Raw genomic sequence first — 20,713 nt, 5'->3', positions numbered from 1 at the left:
TTACATTATGACGGTCAAAAACCGTTTTTTTTAGACCACTTACTTAACACTGTTAGAAAATTTAATATAGTTATGAAAAATATAATTTCGCTTAATATGATTCTTTTATTTCGTGGTTGTTCTGAAAAGCAGACCACTTCTTTCACAATCAGAAGAAGTAATTAGACAATTACTGGTTAGTATTCTTTTATATCCATTATTAGCGGTCAAATACCGTTTTTTTTAAACCATCAACTTAACATTGTTAGAAAATTTAATATAGTTATGAAAAGTATCATTGCCCTCAATATTATCATTCTTTTATTGAGCAGTTGTTCAGAAAAGCAGACGGACTCTGTAGATGCTCCACAACCAGTAGAAGTAATTACTATAAATGGCGCTTCAGCTACAATAGAGAATGATTACACTGCCTCCATCCAAGGAAAATCAGATGTTGAAATCAGGCCGCAAGTCGAGGGGTTCCTTGAAAAGGTTTATGTAGATGAAGGTTCATCAGTACAAGCAGGACAAACTTTATTTAAAATAAATGACGAGCCTTTCCGTGAACAATTGAATAGCGCTTCAGCTCAACTACAGGCAGCATTAGCAGCCATTACAAATGCTCAACTTGAAATAGACAAGTTAACTCCTTTAGTACAAAATAAAGTTGTTGCTGAATACCAATTGAAAGCCGCAAAAGGAGCATATCAAATTGCGGAAGCAAACGCAACACAAGCCCGTGCAAATCTTGCTTCTGCCAAAATCAGGCTTGAATATACAACCATTAAAGCACCGGTAAGTGGATATATAGGGAGAATTCCAAAAAAGAAAGGTAGCCTTGTTTCACCATCAGATCTACAACCTCTTACTGAAGTTTCAGACGTACATGAGATCTATGCCTACTTCTCACTTGGAGAAAAAGATTTCATCAATTTTAATTCTCAATATCAAGGAAATACACTTACAGATAAATTGAGAAATATCCCCCCAGTCTCTTTGGTCTTGGCAGACAATACAGTTTACACTTACCAAGGAAGAATTACAATGGTCGACGGTCAATTTGATAAAAATACTGGGTCGATCACAGTACGTGCTACCTTTCCCAATTCGCAAGGTCTTTTACGTTCCGGAAATACTGGTAAAGTAAGAATGCCACGACACCATAAAGACGCTATCCTGGTACCACAATCAGCCACCCTTGATGTACAGGATAAAATATTTGTCTTTTCAGTTGGAGACAGTAATAAAGTAACCAAACAACCTATAAGTGTAATTGGTAAAAGTGGCTCTAATTACATAGTTAAAGACGGTGTAAAACCAGGGGATAAAATTGTATTCACAGGTTTAGATCACCTGGCAGAAGGTATTATAATAAAACCGGTAGCAGTAAAGGACATTGATCAAATTTCAATCGGTCATTCAACTGAGTAGGCAAGGAAGAGGGGAGAGTTCTAAATGATATTTAATTAACAATGCTCTCTTGTCAGAGAGTCAGTAAAGGTGTGTTTCACCCTATGCCATAACATCTTTCATTCCGATTCAAAGTATCCTAACTAAATCACAATGTTTAAAAAATTTATCGAAAGACCTGTTTTAGCAACAGTCATTTCAATCTTGCTTGTAATACTGGGGGTAATAAGTCTGTTAAGATTACCCTTACAACAATTTCCGGATATTGCACCTCCTGCTGTATTGGTAACAGCAATTTACCCTGGTGCTAATGCTGAAACAGTCCTGAGATCTGTAGCACCATCACTTGAAGAAAGTATAAATGGTGTGGAAAACATGAGTTACATGAGTTCAACGGCCAGCAATGATGGTTCACTTGCAATTACAGTTTTTTTTAAGCAAGGAACCAACCCAGATCAAGCTGCAGTGAATGTGCAAAACCGGGTAACGCAGGCCACCAGCCAGCTACCGGCAGAAGTGGTGCAACAGGGCATTACAGCGGTTAAACAACAAAATAGTTTTATCGGTGCCATTGGATTGTATACTGAAGATCCGAAAAAATATGACCAGACATTTGTTGCCAATTATGCACAAATCAATATTATACCTGAGTTAAAACGTATACCTGGTGTAGGTTCTGCAAGCATTTTCGGCGGGGTGAAAGATTATTCCATGCGGGTTTGGCTCAACACAAGTCAAATGGCAATCTATAAAATTACACCTGCCGAAGTGATGGCTGCGATACAAGATAAAAATCTGGAAGCAGCACCAGGTAAATTAGGCGAGCGGAGCGAGGAAGTATTTGAATATGTAATAAAATATAAAGGCAAACTGACAAAGCCAGAGGAATATGAAAAGATTGCAATTCGTGCAAATGCAGATGGTTCTGTTTTACGCCTGAAGGATGTTGCACGTGTGGAACTTGGTGCTTATTCCTATACAAGTGTAACCCACAATAACGGTAAAGACGGCATTGCCATAGGTCTTATTCAACTGGCGGGTTCTAACGCAAACGAGGTTCAAATAGCTGTTGACGAACTGATGGAAAAAGCATCTAAAGAATTTCCAGAAGGTATCAAATACAATCAATTTTACCGGACAAAAACCGCTCTTGACCAATCTATAAGTCAAGTCGTTAATACCCTGATAGAAGCCTTTATCCTGGTATTTATTGTTGTGTTTATTTTTCTTCAGGATTTCAGGTCAACGCTTATTCCTGCAATAGCTGTTCCGGTTGCAATTATTGGTACCTTTTTCTTTATGAGCTTATTTGGCTTCTCTATTAACCTTCTTACCATGTTTGCATTAGTACTGGCTATAGGTATAGTTGTAGATGATGCTATAGTGGTGGTAGAGGCTGTACACTCCAAAATGCAATCTAATCATATGAGTGCGAAATCAGCTACAACCAAAGCTATGAGTGAAATAACAGGGGCTATTATTTCTATTACACTGATAATGGCTGCAGTTTTTCTTCCGGTAGGCTTTATGAATGGCTCTACAGGTATTTTTTACAGACAATTTGCATTTACTTTATCAATAGCAATTTTAATATCAGCAGTTAATGCTTTAACATTAAGTCCGGCACTGGCTGCGCTATTGTTAAAAGATAATCATGCAGAGTCTTCAACTGGAAAGATTGTTCAGAAAAGAAGTTTCAAACAAAAGTTCTTCGACGGTTTCAACAGCAGTTTTAATACTTTAACAAACCGGTATGTAGGTAGTTTAAAGTTTCTCATACGAAATAAATGGATTAGTATGGGCGGACTGGCTGTTATTACTCTGGTTACCATTATCCTGGTAAATAACACCAGGTCTGGATTTATACCAACAGAAGACCAGGGATTTATTGCTATTGCAGTTTCAACTCCTTCCGGAACTTCACTTGCAGAAACAACTAAAATTTTGAATCAGGCAGAAGCTAAAGTTAGTGCGCTTCCATCAACAAGCTTTGTTAATTCAGTTTCCGGACTCAACATTATGACCAATTCCACTAGTCCTTCCGCTGCTGTCATTTTTGTGCTCCTGAAACCTAATGAAGAAAGAGGCAAGGATAAGGACATAAATTCGATCCAGAATATTATAAATAAGCAATTGGTGGAAATTAAAGGAGGTTCATTCTTTGTATTCAGTTTTCCCACTGTTCCTGGATTTAGCAATGTTGAGGCCTTAGACTTGGTATTGCAGGATAAGACTGGCGGAAAGCTGGATAAATTCAGCGGTGTTGCAAACAATTTTATTAATAAGTTAAGAGAAAGAGAAGAACTAGACTTTGTCTTTACATCATTCAAAGCAGATTATCCACAATGGCAACTTGAAATTAATGATGAAAAAGCCACCCAACTTGGTGTAAACGTTAGAGACATTCTACAAACTATGCAGGCCTATTTCGGTAGCGCACAAGCATCGGATTTTAATCGCTTTGGTAAATATTACAGGGTAGTAGTACAAGCAGACATTAATGATAGAAATGATCCGGCGTCAATTGATCGTGTCTATGTAAAAAACAAATTCGGAGAGATGGTGCCTGTTAATACCCTGGTCACCTTAAACAGGGTATATGGTTCAGAAACAGTTTCTCGATACAATCTGTTTAACTCTATCCAGGTAAATGCAATTCCAAAGTCGGGCTTTAGTACAGGAGATGCAATCAAGGCTATTCAGGAAACAGCAAAGAAAGAATTACCTTCTGGTTATGCTTACCAATTCTCGGGACAGACTCGTGAAGAAATTTCCTCAGGCGGACAAGCAACAATCATCTTTATACTTTCCCTCGTCTTTGTATACTTACTGCTGGCTGCACAATATGAAAGTTATTTGTTGCCTTTTGCAATTATATTCTCTATTCCAACGGGGATTTTCGGTGTATTTGCAGCATTAGGCTTGTCAGGTATAGAGAACAACATTTATGTGCAAGTTGCCTTGATAATGCTTATCGGATTACTGGCGAAAAACGCAATCCTGATTGTCGAATTTGCTGTTCGGCTGCGCAAGGAAGGGATGGGTCTTATCCAATCCGCAATAAAGGCTGCCAAACTACGATTACGTCCTATAATTATGACTTCCCTGGCATTTATATTTGGATTGATGCCAATGACTGTTGCCACAGGGCCCTCAGCTCAAGGTAATCATTCTATTAGCATAGGTGCAATAGGTGGCATGTTAACCGGGGTTGTATTTGGTATTTTTATTATCCCTGTTCTCTTTGTCATATTTCAAAATTTCCAGGAAAAAATTACGGGTAAACCAAAAGTAAATGTTGATGCAGAGCTTCATCATGCTGAGTTTGCAACCAACTAACATTTATTCATCAAGCAATTCTAAAATTGATTAAAAAGATTAAAATGACTAAGAATATAAACAATTTGTTTTTTATCGTGATGATTTTAGTACTGGCTGCTTGTAAATTATCAAAGGATTTTAAAACTCCGGAAGTTTCTCTACAAGAAACCTATAGAAACACAACATCAACAGATACGGCAACTATTGCAGATGTAAATTGGAAAACATTTTTTGTAGATACTACTCTTCAAAAATTGATAAATGATGCTATTGCCAATAATTACGATATGCAGATAGCACTGCAAAATATTGAAGGTGCACGGTTACAACTGAACCAAACAAAATGGGCTTATTTTCCCAATGCTGCCTTGCAAATAACAGGCAACTCTAATCGCCCTTCTGCAAATAGCCTTAGTGGTATCTCTGCTAACGCCTTTTTAGGCACAACTCATATCGAAGATTTTTCAGCCAATGCAGCTCTTTCCTGGGAAGCAGACATATGGGGTAAAATTAAAAAACAAAAAACAGGAGCATTAGCTACCTACCTTCAATCAGAAGAAGCAAGAAAATGGATGCAGACCAACCTCGTTGCAAACGTTGCGGAAGCATATATTAATTTACTAATGCTGGATGCTCAACTAGCTATTGCGAAAAGGAATATTGCTTTAAATGACAGTACATTAGATATAATTCGCCTTCAGTTTGAGGCGGGACAAGTAACTGCCTTAGCGGTACAGCAGGTAGAAGCACAACAATTAGCGAGTACTTTATTGCTACCTCAAATTGAAAGGGATATTACTCTACAGGAAAATGCTTTAAGTATTTTAGCAGGAGAACTCCCTGATAGAATTGAAAGAAGTAGTGATATGAACAAGATTATCACTGCAGACAGTTTATCTTCCGGAGTTCCTTCTGAATTGCTAAGTAGAAGACCGGATGTTAAAAACTACGAATATGAGTTAACAAGAGCTAATGCAAAGGTAGGGATTTCAAAAGCTAATATGTACCCTTCATTAAGCATTACTGCTACCGGAGGTCTTAACTCCTTTAAAGCATCAAATTGGTTTAACATTCCAGCTTCATTATTCGGTGTAGTAGCAGGTGGAATTGTACAACCAGTATTTCAAAAAAAGCAACTTAAAACAGCTTACGAAATGGCGAAAGTGGAGAGAGAAAAAACAGTTATCCAGTTCCGTCAATCTGTAATATCTGCAGTAGGAGAAGTGTCTAATGCACTGGTAAGAGTAGAGAAATCAAAAGCTGAGCAAAGCATTGCACTGAATCGGGTACAAACTCTGCAAAAAGCGATAACCAATGCGAATATATTATTTTCTTCTGGTATGGCAAATTATCTGGAAGTCATCACTGCACAAAGAAATGCATTACAAAGTGAACTGGAACTAGCAGCAATATCACGTGAACAATTAAGTGCAAAAATGGATCTGTATAGGTCTTTAGGCGGTGGATGGAAATAAAGAATCCAGAGAGGAGGTTGTAGAAGCCAACAGATCAGAGTAATTATCAAAAAAGATTATCTAAAATAAAAATTGACTTAAACAAAGACGTGAACTCGAATGAGGGGTTGGAAAATCAAGAAAGACTTTGGTGCATTAAGCATCTTAGTTAAGTTAAGAAAATAACATTCAAATCAGAAAAATAGTGAATAAACAAAATATAGCCTATTCCATTTTAGAACTTGCCATTGTATCGCAAGGGGAGACCATACAACAAACTCTACATAATTCAATGGCCTTAGCCAAAGAAGCGGAAGCACATAACTACAAACGTATATGGTTTGCCGAACATCATAATTCTGACAATATTGGCAGCAGCGCAACCTCTTTGTTAATAGGTTATGTAGCCGAAAACACTTCTACTATAAGAGTCGGTTCGGGTGGTATCATGCTTCCCAATCATTCTCCCTTGATCATAGCAGAACAGTTTGGAACCTTGGCGCATTTATATCCGCATCGTATCGATTTAGGTTTAGGCAGAGCTCCAGGCACAGATCAGCAAACTGCACAAGCCATAAGGGCAGATTTTTTTCAAGCATCACGAGCATTTCCAGAAGAGGTGGCTAAAATTCAGCGTTACTTTTCGTTGGAGAACAGAACATCAAATGTACGGGCGGCAATTGCCGAGGGTGCTGATGTGCCACTATATATATTAGGTTCCAGCACTGACAGCGCGCATTTAGCGGCAAAAAAGGGATTGCCTTATGCTTTTGCCAGCCATTTTGCGTCTACCCACTTGTTGCAGGCGTTAAAGATTTACAACCAGGAATTTCAACCTTCCGGGGCCCTGCAACAACCCTATACTATGGCGGGGGTAAATGTTTATGTAGCAGATACCGATGAGGAAGCAGAAAAGCTGTTCACCAGCGTAATAAGAATGTTTGTAGGTGTATTAACGGGCTCCAAGGATCCTTTACAGCCACCAACAGAACTGACCGACGATTTAAAAGAGTTGTTTCAACATCCCACAGTATATCAAATGCTGAAGTACTCATTTGTAGGCAGTAAACAAACCGTAAAAAAACAGGTGAAAGCTTTTCTTGAACAAACAGGAGTGAATGAATTAATAACTGTATCCACAATGTACGATCTAAATGACCGAATAAAATCTGTCCGGTTGTTTGCTGAGATAATGATGGAAATAAATGGGGGCAAATAAAGCTATTGTAAGCTTCCCCAAAATGAGGCCATTAAAAATAAGGTTTCAACAAACTCATCTCAAAAAACAGGAAAATGGAATGAAAGTATCCGAAATAGCTAGAGAAAACGGCATTAGTGATGCTACTGAGGAGGAGAATGCCAAGCTAAAAAAGATGTATGCAGAAAAGACTATTACCCGAAGTGAGAACAATTGCCAAAGAATGGTGGAGGGATTATCATACCCAAAGCCGCATAAATCAGGGTACAAATCACGCTTGCAAATCTTTTTTTGTAAAGGAAATCGATAGCGTAGTGCTGACCAATGAACAGTTTTTTTTATTACACTTAAGTAGAGACCATATAAATGCTTGGAAGTGGGCTTTTTAAAATCTTTATGATTAGGATTATAAGAACCAGAATAAAGCCACATTATAATGTGATACAGTGAATCCTCAATACTTTATAGTTGACACTTATAATACATTCATCCAGATCAATAATTTTTTCTTCAAAATACTGATACAATAATTTATCCCGTTAAGTAAGCTGCTTAATAATGGTTCGATTTGCTTTACCTTTTAATACTGTTATGCTAAAAGTTAGGGGAGCAAAATGGATAAACCGAAAATTGAGTTATTAATTCATCTATGTAAAAAGGTTAATGGTGAACATCCATGAGGATTATTTGCTCTAGAATCTATTTAACATAATATAAATTATACAACTTAAATACACTTAAATATTTGACTATTAAATAAATACATTTCACACAAAACTAACACTTGAACTACCAATTAATTAGCCTTATCCTTTACTTTCTATTACTGAAATAAATTTTTAGTACCTAATTTCTGGAAATTCAATCAGTTTTTTTACTACAAATAAAATTCTTTTCGAAACCGCACAGTCGATTCTCAGGCTGAGTTTCGTCGGCGGGATTTCGGAATCTCGTACAGCCAGAAAATTTCATTTCAAAACCGTACAGGCAATTCTGCAGAGCCGATCAACTTCTCAAATTCCCGACCTGGACTCCAGGACAGAAATTCCGTCCTCGAATACGCCAGCAAAATCCATTTTGAATCCGTCCAGAGGATTTTCTGTCCGATCAAAATTTCATCATTTACCCATCCAGACGGATTTCTGATTTTGGAGCCTCGTACAGCCGAAAAAAATTTTTTCAAAATCATACAGGCGATTCTGCAGAGCCGATCAACTTCTCAAATTCCCGACCTGGACTCCAGGACAGAAATTCCGTCCTCGAATACGCCTGCAAAATCCATTTTGAATCTGTACAGAGGATTTTCTGTCCGATCAAAATTTCATCATTTACCCATCCAGACGGATTTCTGATTTTGGAGCCTCGTGTAGCCGAAAAAAATCTTTTCAAAATCATACAGGCGATTCTCAGAACGAACAATTTTCAAAATTCCCCACCTGGACTCCAGGACGGAATTTCCGTCCTCGTATATGCCCGCAAAATCCATTTTGAATCTGTACAGACGATTCTCCGTAATGCAGTTTTCAGGATTTCCTAACCAGACTTCAGGACAGAATTTTCAGGATCGTAACCAATTTTAAGTCCGTATTGGAAGCGTTTGCATGAAGGATTTGGTGGGTGTCGAAGGAACGTGTCGGCCCAGGGAGGCTTTGAGCGATTGATGAAGCGGGTAGGTGTGCGTATTAAAATCCTTCTTGAATTTTTGGTTACTTTTGTTTCAAGACAAAAGTGACAGGGGCTAATTGTATTAAGAAGAAAAATATGATTTTTAACAGGAGAGGAGCTTAAAAAATTTAAAACCTAAAACTCCTATTAGAAGAATAAGATTTTATCTTAAATAGGAGTTTAAATTTCTCTACCTCTCTCCCGCCCTTTGCTAAATATTTTGCACTTAATGTAAGCTCTTCATTAGCAAAATTATTACGGATCTAATCCGCTCGAAACCTATTCTCCTTCCTTACAATATTTATCTATTAGATCTTTAGTTATATGATATCCTCCAAGTTCTTTTGCGACTTTTAGGTCATTACATGCATTCACTATATCTTTCTTTTTTAGATAATATAAGGCTCTGTTTTTATAAGCAACAATGTTTGTATCAAGAGAAATACTATTCCCATTCATCTCTTAATTTCTTTTGAATGAATAAAGGATCTTCTGATAACTTTATTTTACCGCAGTATTTGGACACGTCTAACTGTTTTGCGACGTTTATTGTACTCAGGATTTTTTCTATCTCTTCTTTCTTGGAAGATTTCCTAATTGTAACTACCATATTATTGCTGTGTATATTGAATTAATATATACTTTTTAATACAATGATAACAAAATCTAGCCATAAACCACTATAAATCAATTCAAAAACCACATTGCATCTGCACACATTCCATGCCCTGCAATCCAAAGGCACGTAAAGAGTGCATCCGCCCCAACCTATAAAAAATATCCACCCTCAAAAAAACTAAATTTCTCCCGCCCAAACCTAAGCTATATTAACATAACGCCCCCATTATACAACTTAGTTTTAGCAAAATATGACCATTTTCCAAATTCCCAACCTGGACTCCAAGGAAAGATTTCCGTCCTCGTATACGCCGACAAAATCCATTTCGAATCCATACAGCCAATTCTCCGGACGACCAACCAGATTAATCATAGTCCATCATTATAATCACAAAAATCACAGTTCAGACAAGTTGACAAGCTTAATTGGAGAGAAAAATATGATTTTTAAGAGGAGAGGAGCTTAAAAAATTTACCTAACTTTTTATTTACCCAATTTCAGAACCTTCTTGAAAACTTAACTTTACCGACTCCCCTCTCCTGCCCTTATTTATCCCTATATTTGTACATGTTCTGGGAAGAAAAAATAGATAGACTCAGCAAAAGGTACAAACAGGATGATTTTAAAGTCCCTTTTACGATAGCATCTTCCATCTTAAAGAAAATCGAAGATATGTTTATTGTTAAAAGTGCTTCAGATCAGCAATTAAATTATTGGACAGGTAATATTAAATCCCAAACCTTAATAAAGAGCATTCAGATTAACCATCTTTATTCAGTTGGAAAAATTAGATAAGGATAGAAATTATTGGATTGTCATAGTGCTTGGAGAAAATCCATCAGACAAACATTATATTTATGATAGCAAAGTAAATCCAATCCTAGACCTGCTATCAATTTCAACTAATGATTTTTATCTTGTTGACAAAAGATATGATTGGTTTTTATACTTCCACAGAACCCCTCATAGCGATGAAGTATCCATTTACAAATCAAAATCAACTATTACACCACTAGGATAAATTAAGTTTATGAGTAACTAAATATGCTACAAAGATTTATACTCTTAGTAATTTTAACATCTGTATTTCAGATATTTTTATTTGGATTACTTTACAATTTTGCTGTTCTTTTACATAAAAAAATCTATCAATATACTCCACATAATGATTTGAGTTGGGGTTTAACATTACATTACACTTTCATATTTTACGGCATCCTGGTTGCAGTCATGAACATGTTGCTGACCTTCTCAGGCATTCGAAAAACAACCTTTATACTTTTAATCATATTAGTCTTAGTTTTCGATACATGGATCTTTCTGCATTTTCAATGCAGACCTTATGAAGTTGTTTTGCTTTTTACTGTATCAAATATTTTATTAGTTTTAAGTTTTGCAATTAATAAATACTTGTCCCAAAAGGCATTTTTTTAGTCACAGTCATTAATCAGCAAAAAACTACAGCGGTTCAAATCCGCTCGGAACCTATGCAGTCCTAAATTTATATCACAAAAACCACAGTTCAGACATCATAAAATCCATTTTGAATCCGTACTGACAATTTTTCAGACAACCTACTTAATCCCATTCTATCATTTTAATCACAAAAATTACAGTTAAGACAATTGCCCACTAACCTCACCAATATCCTTTACATAAATCACATTTCGCATATATCCATTCTTTGAATAGTAAATCATTGCTTGTGCAACCTGCTTCATTGTATTGTAGATATTTGGAAGTAAAACTCTTACAATAGGAAATATCCATGAGACATATTTATAATAAGGAAGTACGTGTTATTGTCCTGGTTCTGATTTTACAAAGCTAATGCGAAATCCGAATGTTTGTTTAAAAGGATGTTTAGCTAAATCATTTTCAGTTTTACCTTTTACTATTGCCCACATCATACTATCTTTTTCAGTACTGTCAGTACCCCACCACTAATATAAATAAAAGACATTATTGGATTTGGTTGCAAGGCTTAGCAAAGTGTAGTATAGTGTCTTAAGTAATCCGTTTGTAATCTTTTTTTTTCATCACTACAGCGCTTACTCCAGCATAATAGAAACATGCATCATAACCTTTCAGCTTTTCATCATCTTTTCATTAATAAGAAATCAGAAAGAAAGGTTTTAGTTGAGGAAAAATTGTGGCCAGTCAGGGGACCGGCCACCGAGCAGGTGCCGTATTTATTTATACTCTTTTACATCATCAATAAGAAGGGTATTGTTCTTAATGACCACCGTAATATCCATCACATAATCAGTTTTCCAACGAAGGTCTCGAATCACTGTTTGGAAAACTTGAGCAGAATCTCCCAAAGACTTTAAATGTGTACAAATGGGGATTTCTACAGTTCCATTGTCCTGAACTGATGTAAAAAAACCGCCATTGCCAACATACCTGGTATCGTACTTTGCTTTCCATTTCTGATGAAATTCTTTTTCAGTCATTTCACTATATTCTAAAATAATTGCGTCATGCTTATAATTATAGTAATCCTCAGTCAATGCTGTCCGCATATTCTCATAAGCAATATTTAAGTCATCACTGTTAACATAATCAGTAATAACTTTTGTAAGCCATTTTTTTATATACACAGTATCCTGAATGATGCTAGTCTTTTGAGTACTTTGTAGATTTATAATATTGATGTTAGTTTCAGGGAGCTTTGCGGAATAATCAGTACTGCAGCTAATTAAAGAAAATACAACGGCCTGAATAATTAAAAATTTTATCATAATGATAGTGGATCTGCTACATATAAATGGACGTAAAGTTAAGTAAAAATGTTTAACCTAAAGAAATTTCAATAGAGTTAGCTTTTTTAACATCGAAGATAATCCTGTCTATCCTATAATCTCATACATCACAGTTCAAACAATTTATCCTGACCTACCTATAATCCCCTAAATCCTAGTGCAGACATTTTATAATTAGCACAATCTGACTGAAGTGTTAAAAAAACAGGATGAATTGTAAACCCTCTTTTTGAAGTTCATGACATTAATATTTGCATATTCTGAAAAACACAGCTCACATGTTCTCTAAATGACTAACACATGAAACACCCAATATTCATAAGCTCTTCAAAGGACCTTGCATATTGAAAGCACAATCAAATCTCATCTTCCTCAAGGTAGCCAAGAACTGATAGTTGTTACTTAATGAAATTGAATGTTTAAACATCCCTTGAATTTCAAGCTAATACAGCCCCTTTACCCCTTATTTTAACCCGCAACAAAAAGCAGATTATTTAATATATATAAACCATTTATTACTTTTAAGTCATTCATACATCTTTTTAATTTTCAACCGTATCAAATCAAAGTGTATGAATATATTTTACAATCTTTCAACATTTTTACCAACTAAAAAACCAATGAAGAAAATCATCTTCTTGTGCTTGCTAATGGGAGTATTAGCAGTACAAAACATGTATGCACAATGTATTTTCCCTTATCAGACGTCAGGACTTTTTACTAAACCAAACGTTGCAGAGGTAAGACTTTTAAATGTCTCCTATTCGACCTATCGCGCAAAATATGATGCGCTGTGGGCTGATGGATGGCGCTTGCACGATCTGAATGTAAGTCAGATTGCCAGATCCACTGTATATTCAGCTGTATGGCGCAAAGCTAATGTAGGTGAGTATCAGATTTACGGTGCTGACTGGAATACTTTCATCAATTATTATAACCCTAAATTTGCTCAAGGATGGAGAATTAATACTATCGCTTCTTATGCTGATAACAATAACACACTCCGTTATACTGTTTCATTCAGACAAACATATGCACAGGAGTTTGCTATTTATGGATGGTCTCAGACAGATCTTATCAATAAATACAATGAAGTAAAAGGAAGCGGATGGAGATTAAAAACGCTTAATTCCTTTTTAGTAAACAATCAATTAAGATACACAGCTGTTTTTGAACAAAGTACTTCTGCTGAGTCTTTTATTGTCAACTATACCCAAGCTGATTTTGTAACCAAATTTAATCAGATGCATAATAATGGATGGCATGTTCATTCATTTGACACCTATTTTATTAATGGTCAATTAAAGTATTCTGTCATATTCAGACCAGGAGCTGCGACTGAAGTTATTGTTGCCAATTATGCATATAGTGACTTTATAAATACTCCTTATTACAACAGTTCAGGATATGCTTCCGGATGGAGATTAGATGAGGTTTCCATATCTGGTAATCCTAACGATGTATGTAATGATGTAATTGGAATCGGTGTAACCGAAAGAGTTGCCGCTGTGGAAGAAGAGGAAGCTCTTGAAGTAAGAAGCGGTGACATTGAAGACATCTATTCATCAGAAGTTATCAAAACAATCCCATCTCATTCAGCAGATGGACTCTTTAACCTATCTATTGACAATGTTTCGAATGCCGCATCTATTGCTCTTGAAGTAGTTGATTTTGCAGGTAAAGCCTATTCGATAGAAAAAAATACTTATTCTCTGTCTTCAGGACAAAATGAAATCATGCTTAACCTTTCTGGTTTTCCTGCCGGAGGCTATCTGGTGAAAATGAATATAGGAGAAGCATCAGTCACAAGAAAAGTATTTATAGTGAGATAATACTTTTACTTCAGATTAGCTTTACTACATACAGGCTGTTCTTGCATAAAGAACAGCCTGTTGTTAAGTTTAGGGATAGCCGTCAACTTAAGCAAGTTTAGAATTACATAATTCTTAATTAAAGTAAATTAGCAACAGTTTGAGCAACAGCAAGACTATTTCTGAAATATTTTGTTGCTGTTGCTCAAACTGTTGCTCTATTTTTCCATTATTACTTCTCTTTTATATAGCAGGGAAAACTATTTTTTTACTTGTCTCATCACTAAGTTGACGGCTATGGTGTCGGTACCGGACGGAATCTTTCCCAAAGCGCTGCATTAAATAATACCGAGTCATTTTCTTTAATTTCATTTATTTTATTTGGAAGGTGATAAAAGATATTCTTTTATCACAGATTACAGAGAATATTTTGGTTAAGTAGTGATTGAAAAATTCCGTCCGATGCTGTTATCGGCTGGGAAATCCCTTGGAATAAAAAAAACTACCAGTCTAATATATACAGACTGGTAGTAAGCTATCAGGTTAATTATTTTTGATTAGTTTTTCAGTAACAACCTGGTTATTGAGCATCATCTTTACTATGTATGTTCCGGCAGGTATTCCATCTGTTTTTAAAGAAACAGTTTCTTGTCCCGAACTTACATATTGTTGAATATCCTTTAACAGTGTTCCTTCAATAGAATAGAGTTGCACGTGTAAATTTCCAGCTTCATTAGCACTAATATCCAGATTAATATAAGAGTTAAATGGATTTGGAAATGCAGTTGTTTTATATGCTATTGTATTTCCTTCTGCTACGGCTTCCATTGCTTCTCTTGCTGAACAATTACTATTGGATTCATCTATTTTTATAAGGTATGAACCATACCCACCCAATATATCTCCAGAGGTAGAAGAATATGTGTATGCCCCCAGAAGATAGCTTCCATCATTATTATTAAATAATGAATTTAAACGTTCATAGTTGCTTCCTCCAAGAGTAATATCCCAAATTTTATTACCAGCTTCGTCTATTTTATAAATCCATAGATCAAAATCTCCATTATTGCCATCTGTAATATCCCTGTCGTTAGATCTCGTTGCTCCTCCGGCTATATAGCCGCCACCATATGCAGGAATGATAAAAGGCGAGTAATCATAATCACTTCCCCCATAGTTTTTATCCCATAATACATTTCCCAAAGCATCCGTTTTGATAATCCGATTGTCATTATCTTCATCCAGGAGTGCACTAAGAAGGAATCCTCCTTCCGGTGTTAAGGTGAGGCTTTGGATCTCGCCAGTGTATGATACACCAAATTTTTTATCCCATAGTATATCTCCTGAATCATTTATTCTTACCAGCCATGCGCGCTGAGAAGTGTCACCATAAGCATAACCACCCAATGCATAACCACCATCCGGAACAGCAATTGCAGACAATAATATCTCTTCATTGGCTTCACCATATGTTTTAGTCCAAAGAATATTTCCGTTGTTGTCTACTTTCAGAATCCAGAAATCAAACTGCATTCCATTAGTGTTGGATGTATACCCTGCCAGCAGAAATGTACCATCATTGTTTTCTATTATAGAGGAAATACCGTTCTGATTGCCATCAGCAGGTATATCCAGTGACCAGGATATATTACCTGATGCATCTATTTTATATACAAGGAGATTGAGTGAACCATAACCAGTTCCGGCAAAAATGTAGCCATTATCCGAAATGTTCTGGGCTATATAGTTTGTAATTATTCCATTTTTAAGTAAAGTTTGGTCATCAGATAAAGCATATCCGTCAAGGTCTGTTAATCTTTTTATGAAATAAGAGTTTCCATCATCACTACTATAGAAATATTCGGCAAGAGCATATTTGTTATCCTGAGTACGTGCAATATTAAGGATGGTCTGAGGAGCGCCCCTGAACCAGACAGTCGATACTCGTTTTTGAATGTTCACTTGTACAGGTACTCTTTCGGAATTACAATTTTTTAATGAAGCTTCTACATAATAAGTTGTAGAGGTGTCAAGAGGAGGAGTTGAAAATGAGGAACCGGTTGCAATTACATTTCCGCCTGTAGCCTGATCAAACCAGTTAAGGGTAACACCAGATTGATAAACAGAAGCAACGAGCGTTGCAGATTGTCCACTACAAATTAAACTATTACTAACGATCGGTTTTTCAGGTAAAGGAGCTATTTTAATAATAACAGGAGTCCTTTGGGCAGTTGTGCAACCATTCAGTATAGCTTCAACATAATAAGTGGTTTCTGAAGTGATCGCAGGAGTTGTAAAGTCTGCTCCTATATAGACAGGCACACCTCCGCTTTGTTGACTATACCATTTAAAAATAGCTCCCAAAGGCTTTATAGCATGTAATACTGCTGGCTGACCTTTGCATGTAGTCACTTGCTCTTTCTGCACTACAGGTGGAGCAAGGAGTACTGTTGCATAATGTAGGTTTACTGTTCTGACCTTATTGTTATTCTCCGCTTTAAGGTAAATTTCAACACCTTGAAAATTTTCATCAGGATTAAATATAACTATGACATCTTTGAGAGAAGACCACAACAGCTTCACATCATTGTCACTGAAATTTACCCTCTCCGTGTTGATATTATTGCCAAACACTGTTGAGATGAATATATTTGAAATTATTTTACGATCGTAAACCGGATCTGAAAATGACAATTTGATTTTTATCTGATCATTTTTAGTCCCTTCCGACGAGAACTTGATTCTTTGGGCAACATAGCCATAATGTATTTCCGGAGCCAGCTTAATGGTCGAGAATGAGTTGGTATCATCATCCACCGCAAGTAACGGTTGTAATACTGAACAATTTTGGCAATTTGTTCCGGAGATTGTTGTCTGAGAGGTTCCACTTCCACACGGTACGTTTGAATCGGCTTTAGTTGAAACGGAGACAAATGAAATAAGGCCAGTCAATAACAATTGACACCACCATCTTCTTTTTTTCATAGTGTTATAGGTTAAAAGTTTGAAATATTGATTAATTAGTCCCTTTTCAGAAAAAATTCACTGCCAGAATTTTAATCTTAAGCAGATTAAAAGATTGGACACTTAAAAAGATTTGCCACCTCAACCATTGAAAATAAGTGTCATAACCACTAATTATTCCGACCGGCAAGCATAACTAATTAGGATAAAAATTGTTTAGTTTTCCGTAAAAAAAATAATCTTTTTCTTTTTGATATACTCCAACTGGTCTTTTTTTAACATCGGATATAATGCATTTATCCGTTCCCCTCCAATATCCTTGGCTGAAGACTTTTGACTTCTGTCAGAAAACAAAGCTTACGATTCATCGAGACCACGGAAGGAACACACGGAAATAGGCTAACCTTCCACTTTTAGTATTTTGGCTACAACAAACACTGATTTGGCTACACATCTTTTGGTGATGTTTATGTTATTTGCATAAACAAAAGACATAAATATGAATATAGTAATCACAGGCTCTTTAGGAAATATAAGCAAACCTTTGACCGAGGAATTAATTAATAAGGGCCACTCTGTAACAGTTATTAGCAGTGATCCGCTGAAGCAAAAGCTTATTCAGGATATTGGAGCAAAAGCGGCAATAGGTTCATTAACCGATATTAACTTTTTAATTCATTCATTTACAGGTGTAGATGCTGTATATTGCATGATTCCGCCTAATTATACCCATCCAAATCAAATTGGATATTATAAAAGCATTGGTAAAGCATACCAACAGGCAATCCTTAAGTCTGGCGTTAAAAGAGTTGTAGTGCTCAGTAGTTATGGAGCTCATCTTCCTTCAGGTACTGGATTTATTGAAGGTGCATATCATGTGGAACAAATTTTGAATGCCGTTCCGAATATTATTTTGACACATCTTCGCCCCACATTTTTTTACTACAACTTACTTGCCTTTGTGGACATGATCAAATCAGCTGGATTCATCGGTTCGGTTTATGGTGGAGAAGCCAGATTGACAATGGTTTCCCCGCAAGATATTGCTATGGCATTGGCAGAGGAATTAGTAAAAACTAAAAATATTGAAAAGATACGTTATGTATCCAGTGATGAGAGAACTTGCAGTGAAGTCGCATCTGTTATAGGAAAAGCAATCGGCATTCCTGATTTGAAATGGTTAATATTACCTGAGGAAGATGTTTTAAGTGCACTGAAAAGCCATGGAATGACAGAAGAATCGGCTAATAAATTAATAGAATTGGGAAAAGCTATCCATACAGGAAAACTTAGGGAAGATTATGATTTGCATACACATGCATTGGGGAATGTGAAATTGGAAGATTATGCTGTGGAATTTGCCCGGATATATAATAGCAAATAATTAAATTTAGAAAATGAAGAACAACGCTCCGTTACGCATTAAATCTATCAGCGAATTTCACGAATTTAGAGGACTGCCCAAACCAGAACATCCTCTTATTAGTGTTATAGATTACAGCCTTATTAAATATAATCCTGACATGAATAATTTCATTCAGGATTTTTATTCTATCTCACTAAAGCGCACTACAAATGCGAAAATAAAATACGGCCAACAACAATATGATTTTGATTCTGGTGTGTTGTTTTTTCTGGCACCCAATCAGGTTTTAAGCATTATACCCAACAACCAGTCGGAGATCCTGCATACAGGATGGCTTTTACTGATTCATCCGGACTTTCTCTGGAATACTTCTTTGGCAAGTTCTATTGGGAAGTACGAGTACTTTGATTATGCAATTAACGAGGCGCTTTTTCTTTCGGATAAAGAAGAAACGATATTAAATAATATTATACAGAATATAAAACAGGAGTATTACTCCAACCTGGACAAATTCAGTCAAAGCATTATCATTTCTCAGCTTGAAACTTTATTGAATTATTCTGAACGTTTTTATCAAAGACAGTTTATCACTCGCAGGATAAGCAATCATCAGGTTTTAGAGAGATTAGAAAAATTATTGAATGATTATTTTAAAAAAAGTTTACCTGAAAAAGGAATTCCAACTGTTCAATATGTTGCGCAATCTTTAAATGTATCGCCCAGTTATTTAAGTAGCTTATTGAAATCAATTACCGGACAAAATACACAGCAACACATCCACAACAAAATTATAGAATTAGCAAAAGAAAAACTTTCAACTACAAGTCTATCTGTCAGTCAAATTGCTTATGAATTAGGTTTTGAGCATTCTCAAAGTTTTAACAAGCTATTCAAAAGCAAAACTAGTAAAACTCCTTTGGAATTTCGTGCTTCATTTAATTGACAAAGTGTCTTGTCAGAGGACTGAAATGAGAATAAGATTATTATAGATTGCAACACAAATATTCTGCGTACAGATTAATTGTTCTTACTAACATTTGCCAAATATCTATATGACTTGAAACAAATAGCTTAATAAAATCTAATACCTATTTTGGTATCGTAAAATAAAAATTACTTCCCTTACCTAATTCGCTTTCAACCCATACCCTTCCACCGTTAGATTCTACTATTTGCTTTACAATAGAAAGTCCAATACCATGACTATCTATATCATCCTTACTATGTGCTACCTCAAACGCTTCAAATATTTTTGTCAAATCACCTTCCGCAATACCCGAACCATTGTCACGGACACATATCTGATAGTATTTATCCCATTCAATTGATCCTATCTTAATATCCGGATTTTCATTGTCCATATATTTGATGGAATTGCCAATAAGATTCTGGAGAATTTGTTTAAGTGATGTTCTGTTATAATTAACGATAGGCAAAGAATATGAAATATGAATATGAAAGTGAGAAGGAGGATTTAATGTAGTTAAAACATCTTGACAGAGATGTAACAGGTTGATAGGTTCTTTGAACTGCTTTTGATTTTTTGCCGCCTTCAACACATCTTCAATGATATTTTTCATATCTTCAACCTTATCGACGACCATGTCCAGCATTTTTATTCCTTCCTCATCCATAGGTTTGGCTTGGCAATCTTCCTTAATAAAAGGCACTAATCCTTCTATCACTGTAAGAGGAGCTTTAAGATCATGAGAAATAATATATGCATATTTATCCAGAGAGTCATTCAACTGTTTCAAATTATCAATGCTAATTGATAATGCTTTCGTTCTCTCCTTCACACGACTTTCAAGTTCTGCATTAAGAGTTCTTAATTGCTCAAGAATCTTAACTCTTTCTGTAATGTCCTGAACAAATCCTGTGATTTTTATTATTTGATTATTTTCATTCCTAATTATCTTTGCTTTTCCATAACTTATTCCTGGCGAAGAATCTTTCCTAATGAATTTAAACTGATATTCAATTTCGTCTCCATGAAAAGCAGCCTCGGTAAATAATTTTTTAATATACTCTTTATCCTCAGGATGAACTACCATAAAAAGATTGTCCTCCTTAGGTTCAAATTCATTGGGTTCATAACCATAGATCCTGAATAATTGATCAGACCAGATGGCACTTTTATTTTTAGTATCAAATTCATAGC

At 35.8% G+C, this 20,713-nt stretch carries 16 protein-coding genes; 9 read left to right on the top strand and 7 right to left on the bottom strand.

Annotated elements, in window-relative coordinates:
• The first annotated feature begins 264 nt into the window (after positions 1–264).
• From J7604_RS23825 to J7604_RS23805, 5 genes are all read left to right on the top strand, one after another.
• Complete coding sequence (locus J7604_RS23825; RefSeq protein ID WP_293902006.1) at positions 265–1,410, top strand: efflux RND transporter periplasmic adaptor subunit; 1,146 nt, start codon at positions 265–267, stop codon at positions 1,408–1,410.
• Positions 1,411–1,542: 132 nt separating this feature from the next.
• Complete coding sequence (locus J7604_RS23820) at positions 1,543–4,728, top strand: efflux RND transporter permease subunit (RefSeq protein WP_293902004.1); 3,186 nt, start codon at positions 1,543–1,545, stop codon at positions 4,726–4,728.
• Between the two features lie 44 nt (positions 4,729–4,772).
• On the top strand, positions 4,773–6,185 hold the full coding sequence (locus tag J7604_RS23815) for an efflux transporter outer membrane subunit (RefSeq protein WP_293902002.1): 1,413 nt from the start codon (positions 4,773–4,775) through the stop codon (positions 6,183–6,185).
• 184 nt (positions 6,186–6,369) lie between these two features.
• The gene (locus tag J7604_RS23810) at positions 6,370–7,383 is read left to right on the top strand and encodes an LLM class flavin-dependent oxidoreductase (protein ID WP_293901999.1); all 1,014 of its coding nucleotides are present in this window, start codon (positions 6,370–6,372) and stop codon (positions 7,381–7,383) included.
• Between the two features lie 79 nt (positions 7,384–7,462).
• Positions 7,463–7,672: a hypothetical protein gene (locus J7604_RS23805; protein ID WP_293901996.1), complete on the top strand. Its 210-nt coding sequence runs from the start codon at positions 7,463–7,465 to the stop codon at positions 7,670–7,672.
• Between the two features lie 663 nt (positions 7,673–8,335).
• Here J7604_RS23805 and J7604_RS23800 read toward each other — a convergent pair.
• The 4 genes from J7604_RS23800 to J7604_RS23785 form a co-directional block, all read right to left on the bottom strand.
• A complete protein-coding gene (locus J7604_RS23800; RefSeq protein WP_293901993.1) occupies positions 8,336–8,545 on the bottom strand; it encodes a hypothetical protein in 210 nt (69 codons plus the stop codon).
• A 2-nt stretch (positions 8,546–8,547) separates the two neighbouring features.
• Entirely contained in the window at positions 8,548–8,751 is a 204-nt protein-coding gene (locus tag J7604_RS23795) for a hypothetical protein (protein WP_293901990.1), read from the bottom strand.
• A gap of 555 nt (positions 8,752–9,306) precedes the next feature.
• Complete coding sequence (locus tag J7604_RS23790) at positions 9,307–9,486, bottom strand: hypothetical protein (protein WP_293901987.1); 180 nt, start codon at positions 9,484–9,486, stop codon at positions 9,307–9,309.
• Entirely contained in the window at positions 9,473–9,637 is a 165-nt protein-coding gene (locus tag J7604_RS23785) for a hypothetical protein (protein WP_293901984.1), read from the bottom strand. Before J7604_RS23785 ends, J7604_RS23790 begins: the two co-directional genes overlap by 14 nt.
• A 787-nt stretch (positions 9,638–10,424) precedes the next feature.
• Here J7604_RS23785 and J7604_RS23780 point away from each other — a divergent pair.
• The gene (locus tag J7604_RS23780; protein ID WP_293901981.1) at positions 10,425–10,667 is read left to right on the top strand and encodes a DUF6756 family protein; all 243 of its coding nucleotides are present in this window, start codon (positions 10,425–10,427) and stop codon (positions 10,665–10,667) included.
• 1,171 nt (positions 10,668–11,838) lie between these two features.
• Here the strand turns inward: J7604_RS23780 and J7604_RS23775 are convergent.
• Positions 11,839–12,390, bottom strand: coding sequence for a hypothetical protein (locus tag J7604_RS23775; protein WP_293901978.1), 552 nt, complete (start codon positions 12,388–12,390; stop codon positions 11,839–11,841).
• 641 nt (positions 12,391–13,031) lie between these two features.
• On the opposite strand from J7604_RS23775, the gene J7604_RS23770 reads away from it, so the two are divergent.
• Positions 13,032–14,243 (top strand): T9SS type A sorting domain-containing protein, encoded by a 1,212-nt coding sequence (locus J7604_RS23770; RefSeq protein ID WP_293901976.1) that lies wholly within the window; start codon positions 13,032–13,034, stop codon positions 14,241–14,243.
• Positions 14,244–14,765: 522 nt separating this feature from the next.
• Here J7604_RS23770 and J7604_RS23765 read toward each other — a convergent pair.
• Positions 14,766–17,207: a T9SS type A sorting domain-containing protein gene (locus J7604_RS23765; protein WP_293901973.1), complete on the bottom strand. Its 2,442-nt coding sequence runs from the start codon at positions 17,205–17,207 to the stop codon at positions 14,766–14,768.
• A 478-nt stretch (positions 17,208–17,685) separates the two neighbouring features.
• Here J7604_RS23765 and J7604_RS23760 point away from each other — a divergent pair, with 478 nt between their 5' ends.
• Together J7604_RS23760 and J7604_RS23755 are read left to right on the top strand one after the other, a co-directional pair.
• Entirely contained in the window at positions 17,686–18,570 is an 885-nt protein-coding gene (locus J7604_RS23760; RefSeq protein WP_293901971.1) for an NmrA family NAD(P)-binding protein, read from the top strand.
• A gap of 13 nt (positions 18,571–18,583) precedes the next feature.
• Positions 18,584–19,495 (top strand): AraC family transcriptional regulator, encoded by a 912-nt coding sequence (locus tag J7604_RS23755; protein WP_293901968.1) that lies wholly within the window; start codon positions 18,584–18,586, stop codon positions 19,493–19,495.
• Between the two features lie 145 nt (positions 19,496–19,640).
• On the opposite strand, the gene J7604_RS23750 is transcribed toward J7604_RS23755, so the two are convergent.
• Positions 19,641–20,713: ATP-binding protein (locus J7604_RS23750; RefSeq protein WP_293901965.1), on the bottom strand; the 1,073-nt coding region annotated here is incomplete at its 5' end.

This window comes from Sporocytophaga sp. (genome assembly GCF_017745095.1).
GTDB lineage: Bacteria > Bacteroidota > Bacteroidia > Cytophagales > Cytophagaceae > Sporocytophaga.
The sequence above is the reverse complement of the archived record's forward strand: the minus strand, read 5'-3'. Positions and strand labels throughout refer to the sequence as shown.